Source organism: Barnesiella sp. An22 (assembly GCF_002159975.1).
GTDB classification, from domain to species: Bacteria; Bacteroidota; Bacteroidia; order Bacteroidales; family Barnesiellaceae; genus Barnesiella; species Barnesiella merdigallinarum.
The window spans coordinates 32,179-56,806 of sequence record NZ_NFJR01000014.1 but is presented as its reverse complement, the minus strand read 5'-3'; the positions used below and the strand labels follow the sequence as shown (position 1 = coordinate 56,806).

The 24,628-nt window shown below is 46.5% G+C and carries 13 protein-coding genes; all 13 read left to right on the top strand.

Annotated features, from left to right (window positions below):
* Positions 1-3,086, top strand: a 3,086-nt coding sequence (locus B5F38_RS11945) for a SusC/RagA family TonB-linked outer membrane protein (RefSeq protein ID WP_343210777.1), incomplete at its 5' end; no start/stop codon positions are given.
* Between the two features lie 21 nt (positions 3,087-3,107).
* Positions 3,108-4,841 carry a RagB/SusD family nutrient uptake outer membrane protein gene (locus B5F38_RS11940; RefSeq protein WP_087409438.1) on the top strand — a complete coding sequence of 578 codons (1,734 nt, stop codon included), beginning with the start codon at positions 3,108-3,110 and terminating at the stop codon, positions 4,839-4,841.
* A 26-nt stretch (positions 4,842-4,867) separates the two neighbouring features.
* Positions 4,868-6,427, top strand: coding sequence for a SusF/SusE family outer membrane protein (locus B5F38_RS11935; protein WP_087409435.1), 1,560 nt, complete (start codon positions 4,868-4,870; stop codon positions 6,425-6,427).
* A gap of 17 nt (positions 6,428-6,444) precedes the next feature.
* Complete coding sequence (locus tag B5F38_RS11930) at positions 6,445-7,857, top strand: hypothetical protein (RefSeq protein WP_025279177.1); 1,413 nt, start codon at positions 6,445-6,447, stop codon at positions 7,855-7,857.
* A 36-nt stretch (positions 7,858-7,893) separates the two neighbouring features.
* Positions 7,894-9,162: a SusF/SusE family outer membrane protein gene (locus tag B5F38_RS11925; protein ID WP_087409434.1), complete on the top strand. Its 1,269-nt coding sequence runs from the start codon at positions 7,894-7,896 to the stop codon at positions 9,160-9,162.
* A gap of 104 nt (positions 9,163-9,266) precedes the next feature.
* The gene (locus tag B5F38_RS11920) at positions 9,267-11,099 is read left to right on the top strand and encodes a beta-L-arabinofuranosidase domain-containing protein (RefSeq protein WP_084547047.1); all 1,833 of its coding nucleotides are present in this window, start codon (positions 9,267-9,269) and stop codon (positions 11,097-11,099) included.
* Between the two features lie 43 nt (positions 11,100-11,142).
* Positions 11,143-14,286 carry a glycoside hydrolase family 3 C-terminal domain-containing protein gene (locus tag B5F38_RS11915; protein WP_087409433.1) on the top strand — a complete coding sequence of 1,048 codons (3,144 nt, stop codon included), beginning with the start codon at positions 11,143-11,145 and terminating at the stop codon, positions 14,284-14,286.
* An 18-nt stretch (positions 14,287-14,304) separates the two neighbouring features.
* A complete protein-coding gene (gene bglX / locus B5F38_RS11910; RefSeq protein WP_025279181.1) occupies positions 14,305-16,572 on the top strand; it encodes a beta-glucosidase BglX in 2,268 nt (755 codons plus the stop codon).
* Between the two features lie 4 nt (positions 16,573-16,576).
* Entirely contained in the window at positions 16,577-17,686 is a 1,110-nt protein-coding gene (locus B5F38_RS11905) for an aldose epimerase family protein (protein WP_025279182.1), read from the top strand.
* Between the two features lie 31 nt (positions 17,687-17,717).
* On the top strand, positions 17,718-19,157 hold the full coding sequence (locus tag B5F38_RS11900; protein WP_143240976.1) for a hypothetical protein: 1,440 nt from the start codon (positions 17,718-17,720) through the stop codon (positions 19,155-19,157).
* Positions 19,154-20,632 (top strand): glycoside hydrolase family 30 protein, encoded by a 1,479-nt coding sequence (locus B5F38_RS11895; RefSeq protein ID WP_025279184.1) that lies wholly within the window; start codon positions 19,154-19,156, stop codon positions 20,630-20,632. The genes B5F38_RS11900 and B5F38_RS11895 overlap by 4 nt, the downstream gene beginning before the upstream one ends.
* A 106-nt stretch (positions 20,633-20,738) precedes the next feature.
* Complete coding sequence (locus tag B5F38_RS11890; protein WP_038534361.1) at positions 20,739-23,078, top strand: hybrid sensor histidine kinase/response regulator; 2,340 nt, start codon at positions 20,739-20,741, stop codon at positions 23,076-23,078.
* Positions 23,053-24,369, top strand: coding sequence for a sigma-54 dependent transcriptional regulator (locus B5F38_RS11885; RefSeq protein WP_025279186.1), 1,317 nt, complete (start codon positions 23,053-23,055; stop codon positions 24,367-24,369). The genes B5F38_RS11890 and B5F38_RS11885 overlap by 26 nt, the downstream gene beginning before the upstream one ends.
* Positions 24,370-24,628 lie beyond the last annotated feature (259 nt).

Sequence of the window (24,628 nt, the reverse complement as noted above, 5' to 3'; positions counted from 1 at the left end):
CTATAAATGTAAATGTTCCCGTAACACTCAAAGTCAAGGATGAAGCCTTGACATCAGTCCTTAATAAACTTCTTGCCAATCATGGTATAAGCTATGTTATCGACAAAAAACAAATTGTACTCAACAGTAGGTCGACTAAGGTAAATAAAAAAGACTCTGCATCCAAAGGTAATAAGATTAAAGTTTCAGGTATTGTATCGGACCCCTCCGGGGAGCCTCTGATTGGAGCCTCGGTAAGGAGTGACGTTTCAGCAGTCGGTGTATCAACCGATATTGATGGCCGATATGAAATAGAAGTGCCTGCCGGCAGTAACATTCTATTTTCATACGTAGGCTATTGCTCCGAAAAAAAGAAAGCAGAGAAAAGCGGGGTACTGGATGTCACTCTAACCGAAGACTCTCAGCTGTTAAGTGAACTCGTGGTCATCGGCTATGGCACAATGGATAAGAAAGAACTGACGTCGGCGATAAGCCATGTTGGCGAGAAAGACTTCTTGACTATCAGTTCATCAGACCCAGCCCGTTTGATTCAGGGAAAAGTATCCGGAATGTCGATTTCAAATACTGCAGCAGCCGACCCCAACAACACCTCAAGCATCCAGATCAGAGGTGTTTCCTCCCGCTCAGCAGGTCTAAATCCCCTTATCGTAATTGACGGTGTACCAGGTGGAAGTATGGCAAATTTGAACCCGAATGACATCGCGTCTTTTGATGTGTTAAAGGACGGTGCGGCTTCAGCAATCTACGGCACACAGGGGTCGAATGGCGTTATTCTTATAACTACAAAGAAAGCAAGTAAGGACGGCACATATAATGTTACATATTCAACCACTCTTTCATGGGATAAAGTAAATAAGGATCTGGATATGATGAGTGCCGATGATTATAGGAATGTCCGTCTTCCTTGGGGTGACAATGGAACAGACCTTGGAGGAAACTACGATTGGTTTGATGGAGTTAGCCGCACAGGCTTTGGCCATAAACATAATATTAGTGTTTCAGGTGGAAATGAACGTGCTAACTTTCGTGTCAGTGGGGATTATAAAAATTCACACGGCGTAGATTTACGTTCAAAACGAGAAGAGTACGGAGGTAGAGCTTCCGCCGGACTGAATTCCAAAGGTGGGCTTTTTAACCTGAATATCAATCTTGCGCCACGAATTATTTCCAGTGATGCTGCTGATTGGAACGTATTCAGAAACGCAATTTCAGCGAATCCGACAACCCCGTTGATGGATAGAGAAGATCCGACCCGCTATTACAATTTCTTTGGTCAGACAAGTGCCTATAACCCGGTGGAAGTACAGAAATTAGAGAAAAATCATACTGATACCCAATTGATTGATATGGATGGCACTGTGAAACTCAATCTGTTGCCTCTTCTTTGGACAGGTAGTAGGGAGTGCCCAATTACATTGAATACTCAGATTACGTTTGCAGAACACCGTTATACATATGACCAAACATGGTTCCGTCCGTCAACAAGCACATTGGCCGTCAACGAAGGTTTTGAAGGTCAGGCTAGCCGTTCCTATTCAATGAGCAGGCAGGATGTTTTGGAATGGATAGGCAATGCCACCGGTAAATTTGGTAAAAACAATGTAAAGCTAATGCTTGGTTATTCATACCAGTATTTTCAAAATTCCGGTTTCAGCGCTGAAAACAGCGATTTCCCGAATGATGGATTAGGTGCTGATAATCTTGGTTCTGGTGAATACGCTAAAGATGAAGGTATTATCGGGATGAGTAGTTATAAAAATGACAGTAAACTCATTGCCTTTTTTGGTCGTGTCAGCTATGACTGGGATGGCAAGTACCTTATGACTGCATCAATAAGACACGAGGGTTCATCAAAATTTGGCAAAAACCACAAATGGGGCAATTTTCCCGCCGTTTCAGTTGGATGGCGCATAAGTAATGAAAATTTCATGGAATCGACACGCTCGTGGCTGAATGATTTGAAAATCCGTGCTGACTACGGCGAAAGCGGTAATCAGAATTTCGACAGCTATATGTCGTTGGCAACAATGAGCGGCTACGGCTATGCTTATATAAATGGCCATTTTCTGCAAGGATGGGGAGCATCTAAGAATCCTAACCCTGATCTGAAATGGGAACGTGCGAAAAACTGGAATGTCGGACTTGACTTCTCGATGTTCAACAACCGGTTCTCTGGATCGTTGAACTACTTCCGCAGAAGAACGGAAGATCTGCTCGGCGACTACAATGTCTCGGTCCCTCCTTATATGTGGCCTACGGCTTTTGTGAACGTCGGTACGATGGAGAATTCTGGCTTTGAGTTTGATCTGAATGTAAATGCCGTGCAGACACGCGATTTTACCTACAGCTTCAATGTCATCGGCTCCACGATAAAAAACAAATTTATCGATTTCAGTAACTCAAAATATATCGGCCAGGATTTCTACAACATGTGTGAGACGGAAAATCCGTTTCCGTACTATTATCTGCAACGCATTGAAAAAGGTCAGTCGATTGGAAATTTCTATATGTGGAAGTATCATGGAATCGATCACAACGGCGAATGGCTGGTTTATGACAGAAACGGAGATGTGATTTCGGCCAGCCGTGCGACTGAAGAGGATAAAGTGAAAGTTGGCAATGGTCTGCCAAAATTCACCATGTCAACGACTCATAATTTCCGTTACAAAAACTTCGACCTTGCCCTTTTCTTCCGTGGCGCTTTCGGATTTGATTTGTTCAATATCCACGATTTCTATTATGGCACACGCAAGTATAGTGGAAATATGTTGAAGAAAGCATATGGTAAGAATTTTAAAATAAGTTCAACCGGCTCTCATGCCGTAACTGACTATTTCCTTGAACGAGGCGACTATTTCAAACTTGACCAAATCACTCTTGGCTATACTTTAAATGTCCCCAAGGCAAAATATATGAATAGCTTGAGAATCTACGGAGCGGTAACAAATGTCTTTACGATTACCAAGTTTTCCGGGGTTGACCCCAGTACATATCCTGTCAATGGCCTTACGCCGGGAGCGCAAGGGTCGTGTATGTACTATCCGACAACCCGGCAGTTTATCCTCGGTACACAGATTGAATTCTAATTAACAAAAATGATCGACATCATGGAAAAAAACATCATAAAATCCTTGTGCATCGTTTTAGGGATCATGTTTCTATCAGCATGCACAAACCTCGACGAAACCATCTATGACCAGGTTGAATCGAACAACTTCTACAATACACGAAAGGACGTTGAAAGAGTTGTAGCACGACCCTTCGAGCACTGTTATCATATGCTGCAATTCCGCCACTTCCTTCAGGAGCTTCCCTCCGATCAGATTATCTCTCCGTCTCGCGATGGATGGTGGGATGACGGTGGCCGATGGCGGCGTTATCACTATCATACATGGACTGCGGAGGATGATTACTTCGAGTTTCTCTGGAACAGTGGCTTCGAAGGCATCGGTCAGTGCAATTTCGGCATAGAAGAACTTGAAAAAATCGATAAGGCGAAATTTAATTTCACCCAGGAAGAGATTGACGGCTACATAGCTTCATTGCGTGTATTGCGGGCATTCTGCTATCTTAGCCTGCTCGATGGTTTCAGGAACATTCCCTATGTAGTGTCATTCGAGGATCAGACTAAAAACACTGAGGGGCAAGTGGAACCACAGGTGATTTTCAATTTTATTGAAACTGAGCTATCAACACTCATACCCAAGCTGCCAAAGAAAGAAGCTCTCGGCACATCATCGGAATTTCTAAGCAAATGGACTCAAGCAGGTGCGGCAGCCCTACTTGCAAGGCTATATCTGAATGCCGAGGTATATGTTGGATCAGAGCGATACACAGATTGCGCTAAACTCTGCCAGGATATTCTTGACGGTGTATATGGAACCTATGAAGTGGCAAATCGTTGGGACGCTGCATTTGATTGGGACAACAATACCTGTGATGAGGTCATATTTGCATTCCCGAATTATCCCGGTGGTAATGAATATTGGAATTATCATGCAAATACATATTGGTGGACTGTTCCTGCGAATGCCCATCTATACCTTAAAGATCAAAAGTGCAAAGCAGGTGGACACAACACCAAATATGCCGCCGCTCCCTCATATGACTTGACAGGCAAGCTTTATACCGATGAATTGGGAATGCCTATTCAGAAATTCCGTAAATACCCCGGCGATGAACGAATGAAACTTTACAAGAATCTCGGCAATGGTAGGCGTGAAGGTTTATTCCTTTATGGCTATCTTGAATATACTGATGATAATGGTAAAGTTAAGAAGGTTCGTGCTCCGGAGCGTGACTATGACTTATATATCCGTGACGCAGTTGGTGATTTCCAGAACCTCGATCCTGAACTTTGGCCATCAAACAAAACCAGCTCTATGACAACCGGCGATCATAATTCAGGATGGCATTATGTGAAATATCCCATGTACAGCGATGATGACCCACACCAATTGGAAGCGGCATATGCCGAAATTCGTCTCCCCGAAATTATATATATGCTCGCCGAATGCAAGCTCCGTTCCGGAAACACCCCGGATGCCGCTGCGCTTCTGAACAGCGTCAGACGCAGAAACTATCCGGTTGAAAATCTTTCAGAAGTCCTGTATGAGCCTGAAGGAAGCGCGAAATTGGATATGCAGGAAATGCTTGACGAATGGGGGCGTGAATTCTTTGCCGAAACTCGAAGAAGAACAGATCTGGTAAGATATGGCAAATTCAGTTCAGGCAAATGGTGGGATAAAACTCCTGACGTCGACAACCATACGGATATATTCCCTATACCATTCAAAGCACTTCAGGCTAATCCACATCTGGTGCAAAACAAAGGTTATTAACAAATCCATCACTCATCAATAGAACTATGAATAGAATTAAAAAATCTCAAGTCCTGATGTTTTTCTTCACATTATGCGTAATGAGCTCTTGTGAAGGAGAGAAGGATTTGATTGTATCTGACTTTAAAAGTCCGATACATACTAAAGAACTGTATCTTGTAGGTGATGCAGTGCCGACCGGCTGGTCATTCGAAGATCCAACTCCGATGCAATGCTCCGAGACGGATCCATATATATTCGTTTACAAGGGCCAACTGCATGAGGGAGAATTCAAGGTGAGTCTCGCACCGACATCAAGTCTTGATGTGGATTTCATCCGTCCGATTTATTATGGCCAGGAAATAGGTAAGGAACCGCTTGAAGCGGTCAAGTTCCAGATGCATGCCGACAACCCTGATGAAAAATGGCTTGTTGTCGCCAACGGCACCTATGAACTCACTTTTAATCTGCGCGACTGGACACTGAGCACCGAATATCTCGGTGAATTCGTGCAGCCGGAGGTTGCGCCTATCGAAACGGAGACCCTCTATATTGTTGGATCGGCCACATCAATCGGTTGGAACATAGGGAATGCTCCCGAGACAGCTAAGAAAAGCAAATATATTTTTGAATATGAATGTTGGTTGAACGAAGGTGAACTTCGCGCCACCACTAAAAGAGCCTGGGGCTATCATATTCGCCCGGTAACAGACCATGTCAAAATCGGGAAAGACGGAATAGAAAATGAAAACTTCATGTATGTTTGGGATCCCGACATCAATTGGCTTGTCACCGATCCAGGCAATTATCATCTGACATTCGACCTTGAGAATTGGACTCTTAAAACCGAATTCCTTGGTGGAGAGAATCCCGACCCGGAGGTTAAAAAACCTATTGAGACCTCTACATTGTTTATGGTCGGCGATGCTACTGTGAATGGATGGAACGGTGATGCCATGACGGCATTGACTCGTGATGCGTCAGACAGCCATGTTTTCACCTATGAGGGCAATCTTTATGCCGGAGAGTTCAAGGTTTATCCCAAAAGCGGAGATGAATATCCGTCGTGGGATGCGATCCGACCGTTGGGCGGAAACAGGCCGATTACTAAGACTGACATAACAGAAGAAGAATTCGATTATTCTCTTAACCCTGACTACAAGTGGGTTGTAAAAGATGCCGGGAAGTATCGTCTGACCTTAAATCTAAGTAAATGGACGATGAGCTGCAGCTATCTCGGTACCCTTGAAGATATCGAGATACCGGTAAACCCGATTGAGACCGAAGAATTCTTCATTCTGGGAGACGCCGCTCCTTCTGGATGGGATATATATAATCCCACCCCCGTCACACGAGTATCAAAGTATATTTTCGTGTATGATGGGCATCTCAATGCCGGGCGCATGCGTGCGACTCCTGTCAAGGACTGGGGAATTCATGTTAGGCCGAAATCTGATAACTCACCCATTGGCATCAACGGAGTTGCGTCATCAGGATTCATATATACTGCGAATCCAGACTATAACTGGAACGTAGAGAAAGCTGGAAACTATAAATTAACTTTCGACCTCGAACATTGGACAATTAAAGCCGAATATAAAGATTGACAAACACTCACTGAAGCATGAAAAAATACTTATTCTTCACGATTTTGAACATCCTTGTCATCATGATGGCTGGATGTTCAGACGATCCGAACTATGTTATGAATCGTCCGGATGTGCATGAACATCCCGAACTGACAGACATCGCAGGCTTCCATTCTTACAAAGCCCCATTATATTGGAGTATATATGAAGCGTGTCTCGACCAACAGGATCTGCCCGTTGAAAAACAGCACTTTTCTTTAGAGCAATGGAAGGAGGTTATCGATTGGGTTGCGACTGAACTCAAACCTCATGGATACGATATGGTATGCACTGATGGCTTCCTTGATACGCAATGTGTAGATGGTATCTTCAAAACACATTATGGAGGTACTGCTTACAGGGATATAATCGATTATGCACATTCCAAAGGTCTGAAAGTCGGAATATATGATATTCCGATGACATATACCTGCGCAGAACGCGATAAGGTTCCCGGTACTGAATATTCCATGGGCAGCCTTCTATATAATCCCGACATTGATGAAGTTATAAATCCGAAGGCTAATGAGCCGTATAAATATATAGTTATGTCGCATCCGGGAGCACGCGAATATATCCGGGCACTGATTAGATATTACAAAGAGCTTGGAGCGGATTTCCTTCGATTTGATTATCTGAGTCATTACGAAGATGGTTTCGACAGGAATAATATTGTCGGCAAAGGATATGGCCGTCAGAACTATGCCGATTTATTGGAGACTATTGCATTGGAAGCCAAAGAACAAGACATTATGGTTTCGCTTGTAATGCCACATTTATATAATGATGCCGAGATTGAAAAACGTTATGGCCATATGATACGTATAGTCCGTGACACTTGGACCGGGGGTTGGCTGCATACATCTTCTCATGACCGCGGCAAAATCTATAACCGTTGGTCGAATCTCAATAACCAGTTTGACGGTTTCACTTATTGGAGCCACTTGAGCGGCCGCGACAAGGTCATACTTGACGGCGATTTCACGATTGCCCATAGTTTTGAAACCGATGCTGAGAAGAAATTCTGCATCTCCATACAGTTGATGGCCGGAGGACCGATAGCTGTTGCAGACCAACCCGGTACCATTGGTGATAATTTAAAATACTACACAAACGATGAAATGTTGGCACTGAACCATGATCGTTTTGTTGGTAAACCGCTGTCAGATGTAGTTAATTCTGAAGGCAGTAATGTGTGGTATGGCCAAATGAGCAACGGCGATTACATCGTAGGTCTTTTTAACAGAGAGGACAATCCTAAAGTCTTCAATGTAGCTTTCGCGGACTTGGGAATCAGCAGTCCTATGAAAGTGCGAGACCTCTGGGAGCATGCCGATGAAGGCACCGCCTCGGCAATCAACGCGCAAATCGAGCCCCATGGATGCAAAATAGTAAGGCTTTCCAAATAATATAAATAGTTCAACCCCGAAAAACAACAATTAATCATGAAAAAAATCTGTTGGTTAGCTGCTGTTGCAACCCTGTCGATATCAGGCACTGCATCAGCTCAAGCAACCCTGTCGGAAATTTCCGAGCTCTTCATGGTAGGAGATCCTACCCAATGGAGTGCATTCGAACTCGTCAAAACATCTGATCATGTCTTCTTCTATCAAGGCAAGGTGGAAGGCGGCGACGGTGTCTCCACCGGACGCTTCCGTGCCAGTGCATGGGGTGCTGATGTCGTATTCAACGGTCCTCAGGTTCATGCCGTCGAGGACAAGACTCTCCTCAGCCCCGCGACATCGGCGACTGCCAACATCGACTATAACAACATGGAAGGCGGCGATAAGAACTGGTATATCGCCGAAAGCGGCAACTACCGTATCGTATTCGACCTTGATAAGGCCATCGTTTCCATCACTTCGGACTTCAGCGAAGTCCTTCCCGTGATTACTCCCAGCGTATACGCAGTGGGCGATGCCACTATCGGAGGCTGGAATCCGGCCGAAGGCACTCCTTTGACCCTGGACGCGACTAATCCCTACATTTTCACATATCAGACATATATGAAGGGCGGTGCTTTCAAGTTCAGCCTGCGCAATGATAAGGAGTGGGATGGAAACTGGATTCATCCGGCGCAGAATATCACCATTGGTGCAGAAGGTTTGAAAAAATGCGCCATAGAAGTATTCCGCGGAGCCGACCTGAATGACAACCAGTGGACTGTATCTGAAGCTGGAACATACAAGATTACGCTTGATTTGCGTAACATGGAGATGAGCGCAGAATACCTCAGCGACAAAGTTATCGCTAACCAGCTCTATATGGTAGGCGACCTTACAAACTGGTCTTTCCAGCCAATGGAACAGGTTTCGCCTAACGTCTTTGAGGCGACTTTCGACAACTGCGAGTCTGGCAAAAGATTCCGCGCATCGATGGCTCCCGTATGGGGAACACATCTTCGCCCCGAAATAGACAATACTGAGTTGGCAATCGACAACAAGTACGGTCTGGATATCAAGATGGATCAGAACGAAGATTACAACTGGACAACCAAAGAACCGGGCACTTACAAAATCCGCTTCGATCTCAACAAAATGAAAGTCTCAGCCAACAACGAACCCGCGACATCAATAACAGAAATCATTCAAGATGGCGGCAATGCCACCTGCGAATACTTTAACCTTCAGGGTATCCGTGTAATGAATCCTGTTGCCGGGGAAGTATACATTCAGCGAACCGGGACTACAGTCAGAAAAGTTATCATCCGCTAACAAAAGGATATAATACAATATCGGGGGTTGCAGTCCATCGACTGAGCATGAACTGCAATCCTTGTTATTTCCATTTCACGAAACAAACAATACGTATTTTTACCATGGCCATAAAACATTTCGTCATAGCATCAGCCCTTTTAGTAGCATTTACAGCACAGGCCGACCGGCATATGTCACAGATTGATAATATTGATTTTTCACACGTGTCGATATGCGATTCTTTCTGGTCGCCGAGGTTGGATGATCTGGCAAATAAAACCATTCCTCACTGCATTGATCAGATTGAGAATAAGACATTACGAATGAGTAACTTTATCAATGCCGCAAAGGGGCATGGCGAGCATTCCGGACTATGTTATGATGATTCCGATGTGTATAAGGCAATGGAAGGAATGGCCTACAGCCTCATCAATAATCCGGATTCGATAATTGAGAGAAAACTGGAAACCTGGATCAATATGATTGCAGATGCGCAATGGGATGACGGCTATCTGAACACATATTATACCATCGTAGCTCCAACTCCTCGATGGACAGATATGATAATGCACGAGATGTATTGCGGAGGCCATCTCTTTGAAGCTGCTGTTGCTTATTATTCCGCAACCGGCAAACAGTCCTTTCTCAATGTTGCGAAACGATTTGCCGACCATATGATGCAGACTTTCGGTCCGGATAAGCGACACTGGGTGCCTGGACACGAGGAAGTGGAACTCGCCCTTGTGCGTCTGGCAGATGCTACAGGAGATAAAAAATACCTCGATTTTGCCCATTGGCTTCTTGAAGAGAGAGGTCACGGTTACGGATCGCATGGCAACGGTGCGCCATGGGGAACCGAGTATTGCCAGGATGATAAACCAGTAAGGGAGATAACAGACATCACGGGGCATGCCGTCCGAGCCATGTATCTGTTCTGCGGTATGGCTGACGTTGCCGCTAAAAAAGCTGACAGAACTTATCTCGACGCGCTTCAGCTGGTATGGGAAGATGTGACGGAGCGCAATATGTATGTCACCGGGGGTATTGGATCCTCAGTCCATAACGAGGGTTTCACGGAAGACTATGACCTACCCAATCGTGAAGCTTACTGCGAGACCTGTGCTTCGGTGGGTCTTATAATGTGGGCATCGCGGATGAACCGTCTTTTTGGAGATGCCGGATATATCGATGTTCTAGAGCGGACAATGTATAACGCCGCTCTTGCCGGTGTCCAATTAGGAGGTGAAAAATTCTTTTATGTGAATCCTCTCGAATCGGATGGTTCACACCATCGTCAGGAATGGTATGGGACAGCCTGCTGCCCGAGTAACATTTCACGCTTCCTACCTTCTATGGGGAATTATATCTATGGGATTGACAAAGACAATATTTACGTCAATCTTTTTATCGGAAATAAAACAGAGATTGACGTAGACAGCGTGCCTGTGCATATGTCGATATCTGGCGGATATCCTTTTGCAGGGGATGTCAAGATTACAGTTAAACCGGAAGGAAGCCTGCCGAGAAACATAAAGCTGCGAATTCCCGGATGGTGCGATGAGTATGCGCTAAAAATCAATGGTGAGAACCGAAAATTTACGAAACAAAACGGATACGTGACTATTCCTGTTGATAAGATGGGAGCAGACATAGAACTCAGTATGGCAATGCCCGTCAATATTATGGCGGCCGACCCGAAGGTAAAAGAGAATCTTTGCAAGAGAGCTGTTATGCGTGGCCCTTTGGTTTATTGCATGGAGGAATGTGACAATCCCTGCTACGATGCTGCCACCATTAATCACGATTCTGAATTTTGTGTTGAAGACGGGGAGGGATTGCTCCGTAATTTCAAGATTCTAAAAACAAACGAAGGAAATATCACATTCATACCATATTTCGCGTGGGATAACCGCAAGCCAGGTAAAATGAAAGTCTGGGTCGACCTGGGCAAATAATATTAAAAAACTACCTTCTGCCAATCAAATCATATATATCGCAATGAAATACCATTTCAAGGCCGTCGTAGTGTCATTAATATTATGTCTTGGTTCAATTATTTGTGCACAAGGCATTGCACATGCTACTGATTCGAAATACCTCGACTATTCGGCTCCACTGGAAGAGCGTATCGAGGATGCACTTTCGCGTATGACTCTTGAGGAAAAAGTCAAGATGGTTCATGCCCAGTCGAAATTCTCCTCTGCCGGTGTTCCCCGTCTCGGAATCCCGGAACTATGGTGTACTGACGGGCCTCACGGCATTCGTCCGGAAGTATTCTGGGACGAATGGAACAGCGCCGAGTGGACCAATGACTCTTGCACTGCATTCCCGGCTCTAAGCTGCCTGGCTGCCACATGGCGCCCGGAATTAGCCCGTGAATACGGCAGAGCCATAGGCGAGGAAGCGCGATATCGCCGCAAAGACATTCTGCTTGGCCCCGGAGTGAATATGATGCGTACACCTCTCAACGGCCGTAGTTTCGAATATATGGGCGAAGACCCGTTTCTTACGTCAACAATGGTCGTGCCTTATATCCAGGGCGTTCAAAGCAATAATGTTGCGGCATGTGTCAAACATTTTGCTCTGAATAACAACGAAGACAACCGTTATACGACGAATGTACATGTCGGAGAACGTGCTTTGCATGAAATATACCTCAAACCGTTCAAAGCTGCCGTAGACGGCGGCGCATGGGCCATTATGCCGGCTTATAATCTCTTTGAAAACCGCAACTGCTGCGAGAACCCGCGACTTTTGAAAGACATATTGAAACAACAATGGGGATTCGACGGTGTCGCAGTCAGCGACTGGGGAGGTGTGCACAACACCGACGCTGTTCTTGAAGGTGGGCTTGACCTTGAAATGGGTACCGGCACTGACGGTGTGTCGGTAAATATGAATGCCTACGACAGCTATTATATGGCCAACCCCTATCTCGAGAGACTGAGGGATGGTCGTGAATCCGTTGACGATCTCAATGACAGAGTGAGGCGCATACTCCGCACAATTTTCCGCACGTCAATGGCTCCTTCCAATTGGAAAGGCCGCTTCACTTGCCCCGAACATTATGCCACAGCCCGCAAAATCGGCTCCGAAGGAATTGTTCTCCTTAAAAACAACGGTATACTCCCTTTGAAACAAGATATCCGCAAAATTCTTGTAGTAGGTGAAAACGCAGTGAAGATGATGACCGTCGGAGGTGGCTCGGCTTCTCTGAAGGTACAGCATGAAGTTACTCCATTGGCCGGATTGAAGTCGGCATTACATGATGTGGTTGTTGACTGGGAACGAGGATATATCGGAGCGGGAAGCACGGTATTCGACAATGTGAAAAGTCAGGACTTCGAGATGTTGGCCGAAGAGCGAACTCCCGAGCAACTTAAAACCGATGTACTTGCAAAAGCGAAAGACGCCGATGTCGTGATATTCATTGGCGGCTTGAATCACTCCCTCTGCCAGGACACCGAGAATTCCGACCGTAAGACTTTGCAGCTTCCATACGGACAGGACGAACTTATCTCAGCTATTGCCGATATAAATCCCAATCTGATTGTGGTAAATATTTCAGGCACACCGGTATTGATGCCCTGGGCGGATAAAGTGGCCGCTATTGTCCAGGACTGGTATCTCGGCAGTGAGGCTGGCAACAGTCTTGCCGATGTCCTTACCGGCAAAGTCAACCCGTCGGGGAAATTGCCATTTACTTTCCCAAAGCGCATTGAGGACTTGCCTACTAATGGTGAGCGCCGTTATCCGGGAATCCGACGGGCTGATTCCGACATTTATGACATATATTATGACGAAGATATTCTTATAGGATATCGTTGGTATGATTACAATGGACTTCCGGTGTTGTTTCCGTTCGGCTACGGCCTGAGTTATACTGATTTTAACATCGGTAAACCGGTCGTGACCCGGACTGGTATTGGCTATAACCTGAAAATGGATGTATCGAATATCGGTTCGACATCCGGCGCAGAAACGGTACAGGTATACGTCTCGGCTCCCAAACTGAAAGGACTGCTTAGGGAAAAGAAGAAACTTGTTGGTTTTTCAAAAGTGGATCTCGCACCGGGCGAAACCCGCAGTGTGTCTGTTGACATTCCGTTCTCTTCTTTGGCTTATTATGATGAGGAAACGGCTTCTGAACGTATACTGGATGGTAAATATGTCTTTTCCGTAGGCTCGTCATCAGCCGACCTGCCACATAAAGTCGCTGTGAAATATGATAGTGCGACCGATATAGGGGGAAATCCCTGTTTCCCCGGGTGGTATGCCGACCCGGAGGGAATCGTGTATGGCGACACGGTGTTCGTATATCCTACGCGCAGCCTTCCTTTCAAGGAGCAGACCGCAATGGACTGCTTCTCTACCACCGATCTCATCCATTGGACTAAACATGAAAACATCATCAGTACAGAAGATGTCAAATGGGCCTGGGGTGCGATGTGGGCTCCGGCAGTGCTTGAGAAGGACGGGAAGTATTATCTTTTCTTCGGGGCAAACGATGTCCACGAGGGCGAAATCGGCGGTATTGGTGTCGCAGTCAGCGACAAGCCGGCAGGTCCGTTCAAGGATCTGCTTGGCCGACCGCTGATAAATGAGATAGTGAACGGGGCGCAGCCAATCGACCAGTTCGTTTTCAAAGACAAGGATGGGAGTTATTATATGTATTACGGAGGCTGGGGACACTGCAACATGGTCCGTCTCGCCGACGATTTCAAATCTCTTGTCCCTTTCCCCGACGGCTCGCTCTACAAAGAAGTGACTCCAAAGGATTATACAGAAGGGCCGTTCATGCTTGTTAAGGACGGGAAATATTATTTCATGTGGAGCGAGGGCGACTGGACCAAAGACGACTACCGGGTGGCCTATGCAATCGCCAATTCTCCTTTCGGTCCTTTTGAACGGGTAGGCACTATCCTGGAATCAGACCCGGAAATAGGAACCGGCGCGGGACATCATTCCGTGATCCGGTCTGGCGAAACGGGCAAATACTATATCGTCTACCACCGCCATCCGCTCGGAGCGACCGACGGCAACGACCGCGTCACATGCGTCGATGAGCTTCATTTCGACTCAAATGGCAGAATACGCCCCGTGAAGATGACTTTCACAGGGGTGCCAGCAACAAAATTCTGAACCAACCGAAGCAATAGTATGAATCATTCTAATATAACCACAGCCGTCCTGCTTTTACTCTATGCCGCTACCGCTCAGGCTCGTGATACAGATAACAACGGCTTCATCGACAGTCTTATGGCTGAGATGAGCATTGAGGAGAAAATCGGGCAGCTGAATTTGCCCGTCGGCGGAGATGTGGTGTCAGGAACAGCACAGGCAGCCGTGCTCGACTCTCTTATCATGCAAGGAAAAATTGGCGGCTTCTTCAATGTCAAAGGAGTTGATGCGGTTGCCCGCTTTCAAAGGTTAGCAGTTGAGAAAGGTCCGCACGGCATACCCTTGCTCGTGGGAGCTGATGTGGTGCATGGTTATGAGACAGTCTTTCCAATCCCTTTGGCATTGTCGTGTTCATGGGACAGCACCGCCATAGCCGAAATGGCCCGTATCTCAGCTATCGAGGCTACAGCCGACGGTGTAAACTGGAATTATAGCCCGATGGTCGATATCTGCCGAGACCCGCGTTGGGGCCGTATCGCCGAAGGATCCGGCGAGGATCCGTATCTCGGAAGTGTTCTCGCCCAAGCGTATGTTCATGGATATCAGGGCGACGGGATGCGTTCTGACTCATCCCTTATGGCTTGTGTGAAACACTACGCATTATATGGAGCTGCGGAAGGTGGACGCGATTACAACGGCGTTGACATGAGCCGCGAATGTATGTTCAACTATTATATGCCCCCTTATAAGGCTGCCGCGGATGCCGGTGTCGGTTCGGTGATGACATCGTTCAATCTTATCAACGGTCAGCACGCCACTGCCTCGGAGTGGCTTATCAACGGGGTTCTGCGTAACGACTGGGATTTTGACGGTTTTGTTGTCACTGACTACGGCTCAATAGACGAGCTGCCGATTATGGGAGTGGCAGACAAAGAAGACGCCGCCGCTGTCACATTAAGGGCCGGCACAGATATGGATATGGTTACAGGCAGATATCTCAACGATTTAAAAGGTGCTCTTGAGCGCGGACTTGTTACTGAAAAGATGATAGACGACGCGTGCCGTCGCATCCTGATTGCCAAACAACGGCTCGGACTATTCGACGATCCATATAAATATTGCAAGCCTGAGCGTCTGGCTAAAGATATGTACACGCCCCGACATCGCAAGATTGCCCGGGATATCGCCGCCGAAACCTTTGTATTGCTTAAAAACGACAAGCATCTCCTTCCTTTGCAAAAGAAAGGTCGGATTGCGCTTATCGGTCCTCTCGCCAATGCCGCAAACAACATGAGCGGGACTTGGAGCGGCTATTGCAAGCCTGAAAATCACAAGTCGCTGCTTGACGCTTTCCGCGACGCCCTCGGCACCGATGCTGAACTGCTTTATGCGCAGGGAAGCAATATCTACTATGATGAGACTACCCAACGAAATTGCGACTGGGGCCGTTCTATCGCTCGCGGGAACGATGACGAGATGCATCGTCAGGCCATAGAAATTGCAAATAACGCAGATATCATAATCTGTGCGCTTGGCGAAAGCGCGGAAATGAGCGGTGAGTCGTCGAGCCGTGCGGAAATCACAATCCCCGATACTCAGCGCGATCTTCTCAAACAGTTATACGCTACCGGGAAGCCTGTAATACTGTTGCTTTTCACCGGCCGTCCTCTTGTGCTTGACTGGGAGGACAATCACATTCCAGCCATACTGAATGTGTGGTTCGGAGGCAGCGAGGCAGCCGATGCCATAGCGGACGTTGTCTTCGGCGAAAAGGTGCCGTCCGGGAAACTGACTACCACATGGCCGCGTTCAATCGGCCAGATACCACTGTATTACAATCATCTGCCCTCAAGTCATCCCGACTTTGATTCCACGCAGTTTAACCCCTATCGAAGCAACTATATCGACGTGAGCAACGAACCTCTTTATCCGTTCGGTTATGGATGCAGCTATACCACATTCGCTTATTCAAAACCATATATAAGCACCGACCGATTGGCAAAAGGAGGGGCTATATCGCTTTCAATAGATGTCAGCAATGCCGGGGATTACGATGGATACGAAATTGTGCAATTGTATATCAATGATCCAGTTGCCCGGATAGCCCGTCCTGTCAAAGAATTGAAATCTTATAAACGGGTATTCATCCCGAAGGGTGAGACCGTGAATGTCAGCTTTGAGATAGACAGCGACATGCTCAAATATTATGACAACGAGCTGAAATATGGTTATGATTCGGGTGAATTCCGCGTTATGGTGGGTCCAGACTCAAAGGATCTTCAATCCTTGATTTTTTATGCCGAATAAAACAATGAAACATATTATCTATTTCGCAGCCGCACTGATAATGGTTGGCTGCGCATCAAATCAAAAGACGACTTTATCAGGCCTTGACAAAAATGATTTTGACACCATTGTCAACAATCAGAAAATATCCCTGTTCACCTTGCACAACGGCGATATGGAAGTCTGCGTCACAAACTACGGAGGCCGAATTGTGTCGCTTATGGTTCCAGATAAAGACGGCCGACCACGCGATGTCGTGCTCGGGCATGACAACATCCGTGACTATCTCGAGATCGACGGCAACTTCGGAGCGATTATCGGACGATACGGCAACCGAATCAACAGAGGCCGCTTTACGCTCGATTCAATAGTTTATCAACTGCCACAGAACAACTATGGGCATTGTCTCCATGGTGGGCCGATAGGTTTTCATCATTCAATATGGAGTGCCACCCAGACAACTGACACCACACTTGTACTTACACTGCACAGCACTGACGGCGATGCCGGCTTCCCGGGAAACCTAAACGTCGAAGTTGTATATAGTTTAACTTCCGATTGTGGATTGAAAATCGCCTATACCGCCTATACCAATAAGCCGACCATCATCAATCTCACAAACCACAGCTATTTTAATCTTAGCGGAGACCATACAAAAGAGATAACCGATGAACTGCTGACAATAAAGGCTTCAGGTTTTACCCCTATCGACTCGACGTTTATGCCGACAGGAGAAATCCGTTCCGTCAAGGGAACAATATTCGACTTCAACCACATGCACGCTATTGGAGAAAACATCAATGCTGACGACGAGCAAATCATCAATGGAATGGGCTATGACCATAACTTTGTCCTTGACAAGAGTTGCCCATTTGCAGCGCAGCTTTATGATACCGTGAGTGGTATTGTAATGACTGTTAGCACAGATCAGCCAGGCTTACAGTTCTATTCAGGTAATTTCCTCGACGGCCAGGTCTGTGGAAAGAATGGAATTGCCTATCCGAAACGGTCTGCTCTATGCCTTGAGACACAACACTATCCTGACAGCCCTAATCACTTAGATTGGCCATCTGTGCGCCTTAATCCCGGAGAAAAGTACCATACTGAGACTGTATATTCATTTTCAATACGTTAGAACTATTATGTATAGATTTAGAACACTTATCGTGATGCTGAAATTATGTCTGCCATTCCTGGCTTACCATACGACATTCGCACAAGCACCTGAACTATATGTCCGTGGAATCTCCGATGACTGGACCGTTCAGGAAAAATACAGGATGGTAAATGATAACGGCGTATATTCACTCTACATCGATGAACTGTCGTCGGTCTACACATTCAAGATATGCACGGAGGATTACTCGCTTCAATATGGTTCGACAGACACTTTTGAATTTGATGTGCCAATGGCCTGCATCAATGCTTATGGCAACAATTTCCGTGTAAAACAGATCAATGGAAATTCGACGACCGTGTACGGCGCGACACTTCTGTTTGATTATAGCAATCCTTCGGCACCAACATTGACAGTGTGTCCTGACATATATCTAGCCGGTGATGTCACTGACTGGAGCAATCACAAGAAAGGATACAGATTTATCAAAGAGGGCGATTCCTATGTGCTGCGGACAAAAGATTTAAATGGCCGATTCAAGATTGTTGCCGCTGTTGCTCCAGAGTGGGATGCGCAATATGGTGGCGTGGCATCGATTAAATCAGGCAGGACATATCAATTACAACGCGATGGCTGTGATATGACGATTGAAAATCCTCTCGGCGATATTGAACTGGTATTTAACAAAGTAAACAATCGACTGACAGTCAATAAATTTTCTGATATCTCCGGAAATCTGACATACTATCTTACCGGCGATTTCAATAATTGGAATCCTCATGATGAACGGATGCGTTTCATCGGGTCAGAGGGAATTTATGAATTGAAGATTCCACGCCTCACCGGTGAGTTCAAAATCACCACACCCGATTGGAAATGGCAATTTGGATCAATGGTTAAGGGTATTAAATACAATGAAGTGATACCACTTGAATCTGCCCAAAACGAGTGCAACATGTATTTCGAGGAACCGATTGCTCAGGAAGTGGCCATAACACTTGATATGAACAACCTCACTCTGTCATGTATCGGAATGCCGATGCTTTATCTCGTCGGCGACTTTAACGACTGGACCATACTGCCATTCTATGCGTTCGATTACAATGACGGAACATATACTCTTAACACGCCTCACTTCACCGGAGATTTCAAGATAGTAGACCGCGAGTGGAATATCCAGTTGGGGACAAAGACGCAAGAACAAATAGAAGCGGGCAAGAACTTCTGTCTTGACTATGCCGCCACCGTGGGAGACAACATCCGCTTTGACGGCATTGATAATGCGAATTCCGACACTCGTCTGAGAATGACTCTAAAAGCAGATGGCATAGGCAATAAGCCAACCTCAATAACAGAGCCACCACTGATTACTAATTCCGAAATACATTATGACTATTTCAATCTTCAGGGAATGAAAGTCAATCGCCCCACAAAGGGCATTTATATCCGTCATAACAATCAGATAAGCGAAAAAATATATATACGATGAAAAGAATGACATTACACAGTATTCTTACGCACCTCTGTCTGATAATGTGTACCGCCGGTGCGGTGTGTCAGAATCATTATCTTCCCAATCCAACTCTGCTTATAGAACACGATACAACGCCGGCAGATATAAAAGCCTGTTATGTATCATATGATGGATCGAAGCTGCTGTCGACCGAAAACTTGAAATTTGACGACAGCAGCCGGGACAAGTCAGAGGGTATGATAAACATAAACACCAATCAATTATATCAGGAAATCGACGGTTTTGGCTTTGCCATCACCGGCTCGGCATCATACAATCTATCCAAGATGGAAGCATATCGACGCCACGATTTTCTTGTCCGTACATTCTCGCCCGATGAGAATGTCGGTTATGGATGCTCTTATTTAAGGGTGCCCATAGGTTGCAGCGACTTTTCGTTGAGCGACTATACATGCTGTGATACACCCGGTATCGAGAATTTTGCACTCACTAACGAAGAAACTCGTTATATTATTCCTGTGTTGCAGGAAATATTGCAGATTAATCCCGATATCAAAATTATCGGCGCCCCGTGGACTGCCCCCCGCTGGATGAAAACTAACGGAGAATGGACAGCAGGTCATCTACGTGAAGAATGTTATCAGGATTATGCCTTGTATTTCGTGAAATGGATAAAGGCTTTTGCTGAAAATGGCATCCACATTACTGCTGTCACCCCTCAGAACGAACCTCTCCATGGAGGTAATAGCGCTTCGATGTTTATGCTTTGGGAAGAGCAACGCGATTTCATCAAGACAGCCCTTGGTCCGTCGTTCAGAGACAATAATATCGACACTAAAATTTATGTGTTTGACCATAATTATAGCTACGATAATTGGGAGGGACAGATAGGTTATCCCAGTCTGATATATTCCGATTCTCAAGCCAAACAATATATTTCTGGAGCCGCATATCATAATTATAGCGGGGATGCTTCGGAAATGACCGCAATACACGACGCCAATCCTGATATGGCATTGCTTTTTACGGAATGGACGGCAGGAGAATGGTACCTGCGAGTGGATCATGCAAGAATTCTCGAAGATGTGAAAAATCTGATTTTTGATGTTGTCAACAACTGGGGGCGCGGTGCGATAGTGTGGAATATGATACTTGATAACAATCATGGACCGTATCGTCCGGGAGGATGCTTTAACGGTAACGGAGCTGTTGACATTGATATCGAGACATATGGCAAGATAACATATAATTCATTTTACTATACAATTTGCCTGGCGATGACAGCCTCACGACCCGGTGGACACAGAGCGTCTGTTGACGGGAATGTCGCCGACACGGAGTTCGTAGCCTTTTCAAATCCAGACGGTACAACAGGAATCATAGCTACCAACAATTCTGTCAATGCGAAGAAAGTGACGATTTATGATGGCAAGAGATACTTTTGCATTGATATCCCACCTCTCACTGCGGCATCCTATCGTTGGCAATGAACTTTCGCTAATATCGTTATAGCTTTTAGATTCGGTATTTCTCATATAAACAGACTATTATATACCATTTTGTAATGTCTCCACCAATATTTGTCTCGTAATAAATATGATTCGAAAATCGGGCCTTCCTCATATACCGATTATATCCGGATATATCCTTATTCTTGTGCTCACTGTTGCAATAGGTTATGCCTATTATAACGAGGAGCACACTTTATCTCTGATGGATGAGAGGAATCGTTCCGCCAATGAGCTGCGTCGGGAAATAAACGAACTTAACATGCACATGACAGCACTCTCGCTTATGGGCGAAACCGCGATGGAGTGGACTGACATGGAGCGGGACAGATATCATCGCCAGAGACTCCATATCGACAGCACACTGTGTGAGTTCAGCCGGATCTTCATTTCGGAGGCAGCCGACATAGACAGCCTCCGTATTCTTCTTGAGGACAAGGAGAAGAAACTGCTCCAGCTTGCAGAAATATACCGGCGTCAAAAGGCTCTCGGTGACGAGATGGCCAACAAACTGCCTGTGATAGCTCGCCAGAGCGCCAAAGAGGAGCCAAAGAAACCTAAGCGCAAAGGCTTCCTCGGTTTATTCGGCAAAAAGGAAGAACCAAAACCCTCTGCCACCACGACCATGCTGTACAGTTTCAACCGTGGTCTCATGGCTGAGCGCAGGGCGCAGAACGAAAGCCTTAAAGCCCATGCAGACAGCCTGTCACGGCAAAACAGGAATCTTAACGTCCGCTTGCAGAATCTTATAAGTTATCTTGACGGTAAGGCCCAGGCTGATCTCCGGCAGCAGGAACTTGAGATTGCAGCTACCCGTGAAGAGTCATATCGTGATATAGGTGTACTGACAGCCATCACCCTATTGATGCTGTTCGTTTCTTATGTCATAATACACCGCGATATGAAGCGGCGAGACCGGAATAAGCACAAACTGGAGGAAAGCATACGGCAGAACCGGTCGCTGCTTGAAATGCGTAAGAAAATAATCCTCACCATATCCCATGACATACGCGGTCCGCTAAACGTGATAAGCGGCAGTGCAGAACTTGCCATTGACACCCGCGACAAAAGGAAGCGTGACGGCTACCTGAACAATGCACGGTACCTTTGCCGCCACGTGGTTCACCTTCTCAACAACCTGCTGGATGTCTACCGGCTCAATGAGGCGAAAGAGACCCCGAACAATGTCCCGTTCAGGCTGAACGTACTGTTTGACAGGATAGCCATCGGTGCGGCGCAGATAATCAATGACAAGGGTCTGCTGTTCAAGCACGATTACAGGAATATCGACGTGACAGTAATCGGAGACGAGGACCGAATAGAGCAGATTGCCGACAACCTGCTGTCGAATGCCGTCAAGTTCACACAATCCGGATCCGTCGGAATCGCGGCATCATACGACGACGGCCGGCTTGTAATGGATATCAGCGACACAGGCATCGGTATGTCGGAAGAAACCGTGGACCGCATATTCAGGCCGTTCGAGCGTGCCGACAACGTGGAGCATGTGGAGGGGTTCGGACTTGGACTTTCCATCACCAAGGGACTGGTAATTATGCTCGGAGGAACTATCGACGTGATAAGCAATGTCGGCAAAGGCACAACTTTCCATATCACCATACCGCTTGAACTGACCGGGAATATAGAATCATCCAGCATTCCGGAAGTAAAGCCTGTCGGTGTTTTGCGTCTGCCGCATAATGTAATCGTTATAGACGATGATCCGCTCCAGCGTGATATCATAAGCGAGATGCTTGAACGCAACGCTGTTTCGTGTAAGGTATGCGCCACAGCCTCTGATGTGGTGAAGGCAATGCGTGAACGCGACTACGATATACTGCTTACCGATATAAATATGCCCGGCACCGACGGATTCGCACTGCTTGAACTGTTGCGCAAGTCCAATATAGGAAATTCAAGGACAATCCCGGTGGTGGCAATGACAGCCAGGGATGATGACGAGACCAGACCGCTGATTCAATGCGGGTTCTCCGGCTGTATATTCAAACCTTTCTCCATGCAGGAACTGCTTGAGCGCATATCCATTATAATGGCCAAATCATTGCCGCTTGATGGAGACCGGATTGACTTTTCCCCACTGATTGCAAATGTCGCCAATCCCGTAGTCATATTGCAGGGACTTGCAGATTCAACATACGATGACATTGCAGAACTGAAAGAGTCTGTCGCTAAAAACGATAGAAAAGCCATTTCATCCGTGTTGCACAGAATAAAACCTGTATGGGAAATGGTTGGCATTGAAAGCGTGCTTCAACCGTTAAGAAATGCTGTCAAGAAACGGAGTACAACCACGGCTGATATTGAAATCCTCATGTCAGATGTGATTTCGGCAATGGAGAATCTGATTGAGAATATAAACGAAGAACTGGAAACAATAAAGAATGAAGAGCAGGATACTGATAGTTGAGGACAACGTGACCCTCTCCCAGATGCAGAAGGACTGGCTCACACGCGAGGGATATGACGTCATGACTGCAATAGATGCAATCGTGGCACGCAGGCATATACGCAGAACGGATTTTGACCTGATACTCTCTGATGTACGCCTGCCCGAAGGGGACGGTCTGTCACTGCTTGCTTGGCTGAAAAAAGAGAAGCCGGGCATTCCTGTTATCATTATGACGGAATATGCCTCATATCCCGATGCCGTCAAAGCCATAAAGATGGGCGCGAAGGATTATCTGCCAAAACCGGTACACCGTGAGCGACTGTTCGAGATTGTGAAGGAGCTGATGCATCCGGCTGTGACCATACAGCATTCTCTTGAACGGCTTTTCAAGCGTGACAGCGCGAAGGCGCGTGAGGCATTGCACCTGGCGAAGCTTGTAGCTCCTGCCGACATATCGGTGCTTATTCTCGGCGCCAACGGAACCGGCAAGGAGTCCATAGCCCGTACCATTCATTTCAACAGCCCAAGAAAAGACGAGCCGTTTGTCGCGGTGAACTGTGGCGCCATACCGCCGGAACTTATAGCCTCCATGTTCTTCGGCCATGTCAAAGGCGCTTTCACAGGAGCGGATTCCGACAGAAAAGGATATTTCGATGCCGCGAAAGGCGGCACTCTGTTCCTTGACGAGATCGGCACGCTCCCTTATCACACTCAATCATCATTGCTTAGGGTATTGCAGGAGAATGTATATATGCCGGTCGGAGGAAACACCGAACGCCGTGCCGATGTGCGCATAGTCGCGGCAACCAACGAGAATATGGAGAAATCCATAGCCGAAGGTCGTTTCCGCGAGGACCTTTATCACCGTCTTTGTGAGTTCGAGATACACCAGCCATCTCTGGCGGAATGTCCCGAAGATATCCTCCCGTTGGCCGAGTTCTTCCGCAAGAAGTTCTCTGATGAGCTTCACAAGGAGACATCCGGATTCAGCGCAGATGCCGAGCGGATTATGCTGGCACACTCATGGAGCGGCAACATACGCGAGCTTCAAAACCGGGTGCGTCGGGCTGTGCTTATTTCCAAAGCACCTGTTATCGCAGCTTCGGATTTGAATATCCGTAAATCCACAAGTGATAATGTCACAAAAGTCGTTCCCGATTTGCGCCCCATAAAGGATGATGAAGCTGAAAAGCAACTGATCATCCGCACTTTGGAATCAAGCAATGGCAATAAGACAAAGGCGGCGAAAATGCTCAACATCAATCCTACGACATTATATCGCAAGATGAACAAATACGGTATAGAGTAACATTTATGCCCTGACATACAGCCCTTCTCGCTACTTTTTTGTAACTTTGGGGCGTGAAATAGAAAACACAGGTAGGCGTATTCCGATATGCCTGCCGTTACATACATAAGTTCGCAAGAGTCTCAGACAGAAATCTGGCAGTTGATGTTTAAGGAGAATCATTGCGTAATACTTATGCTGTGCGTATCGCATAGCGTGGTGTTGCGTATTCTCCTTACGGTTTTGCCAGAACCGCTGTCTGAGTGCGTGGACATCGCGC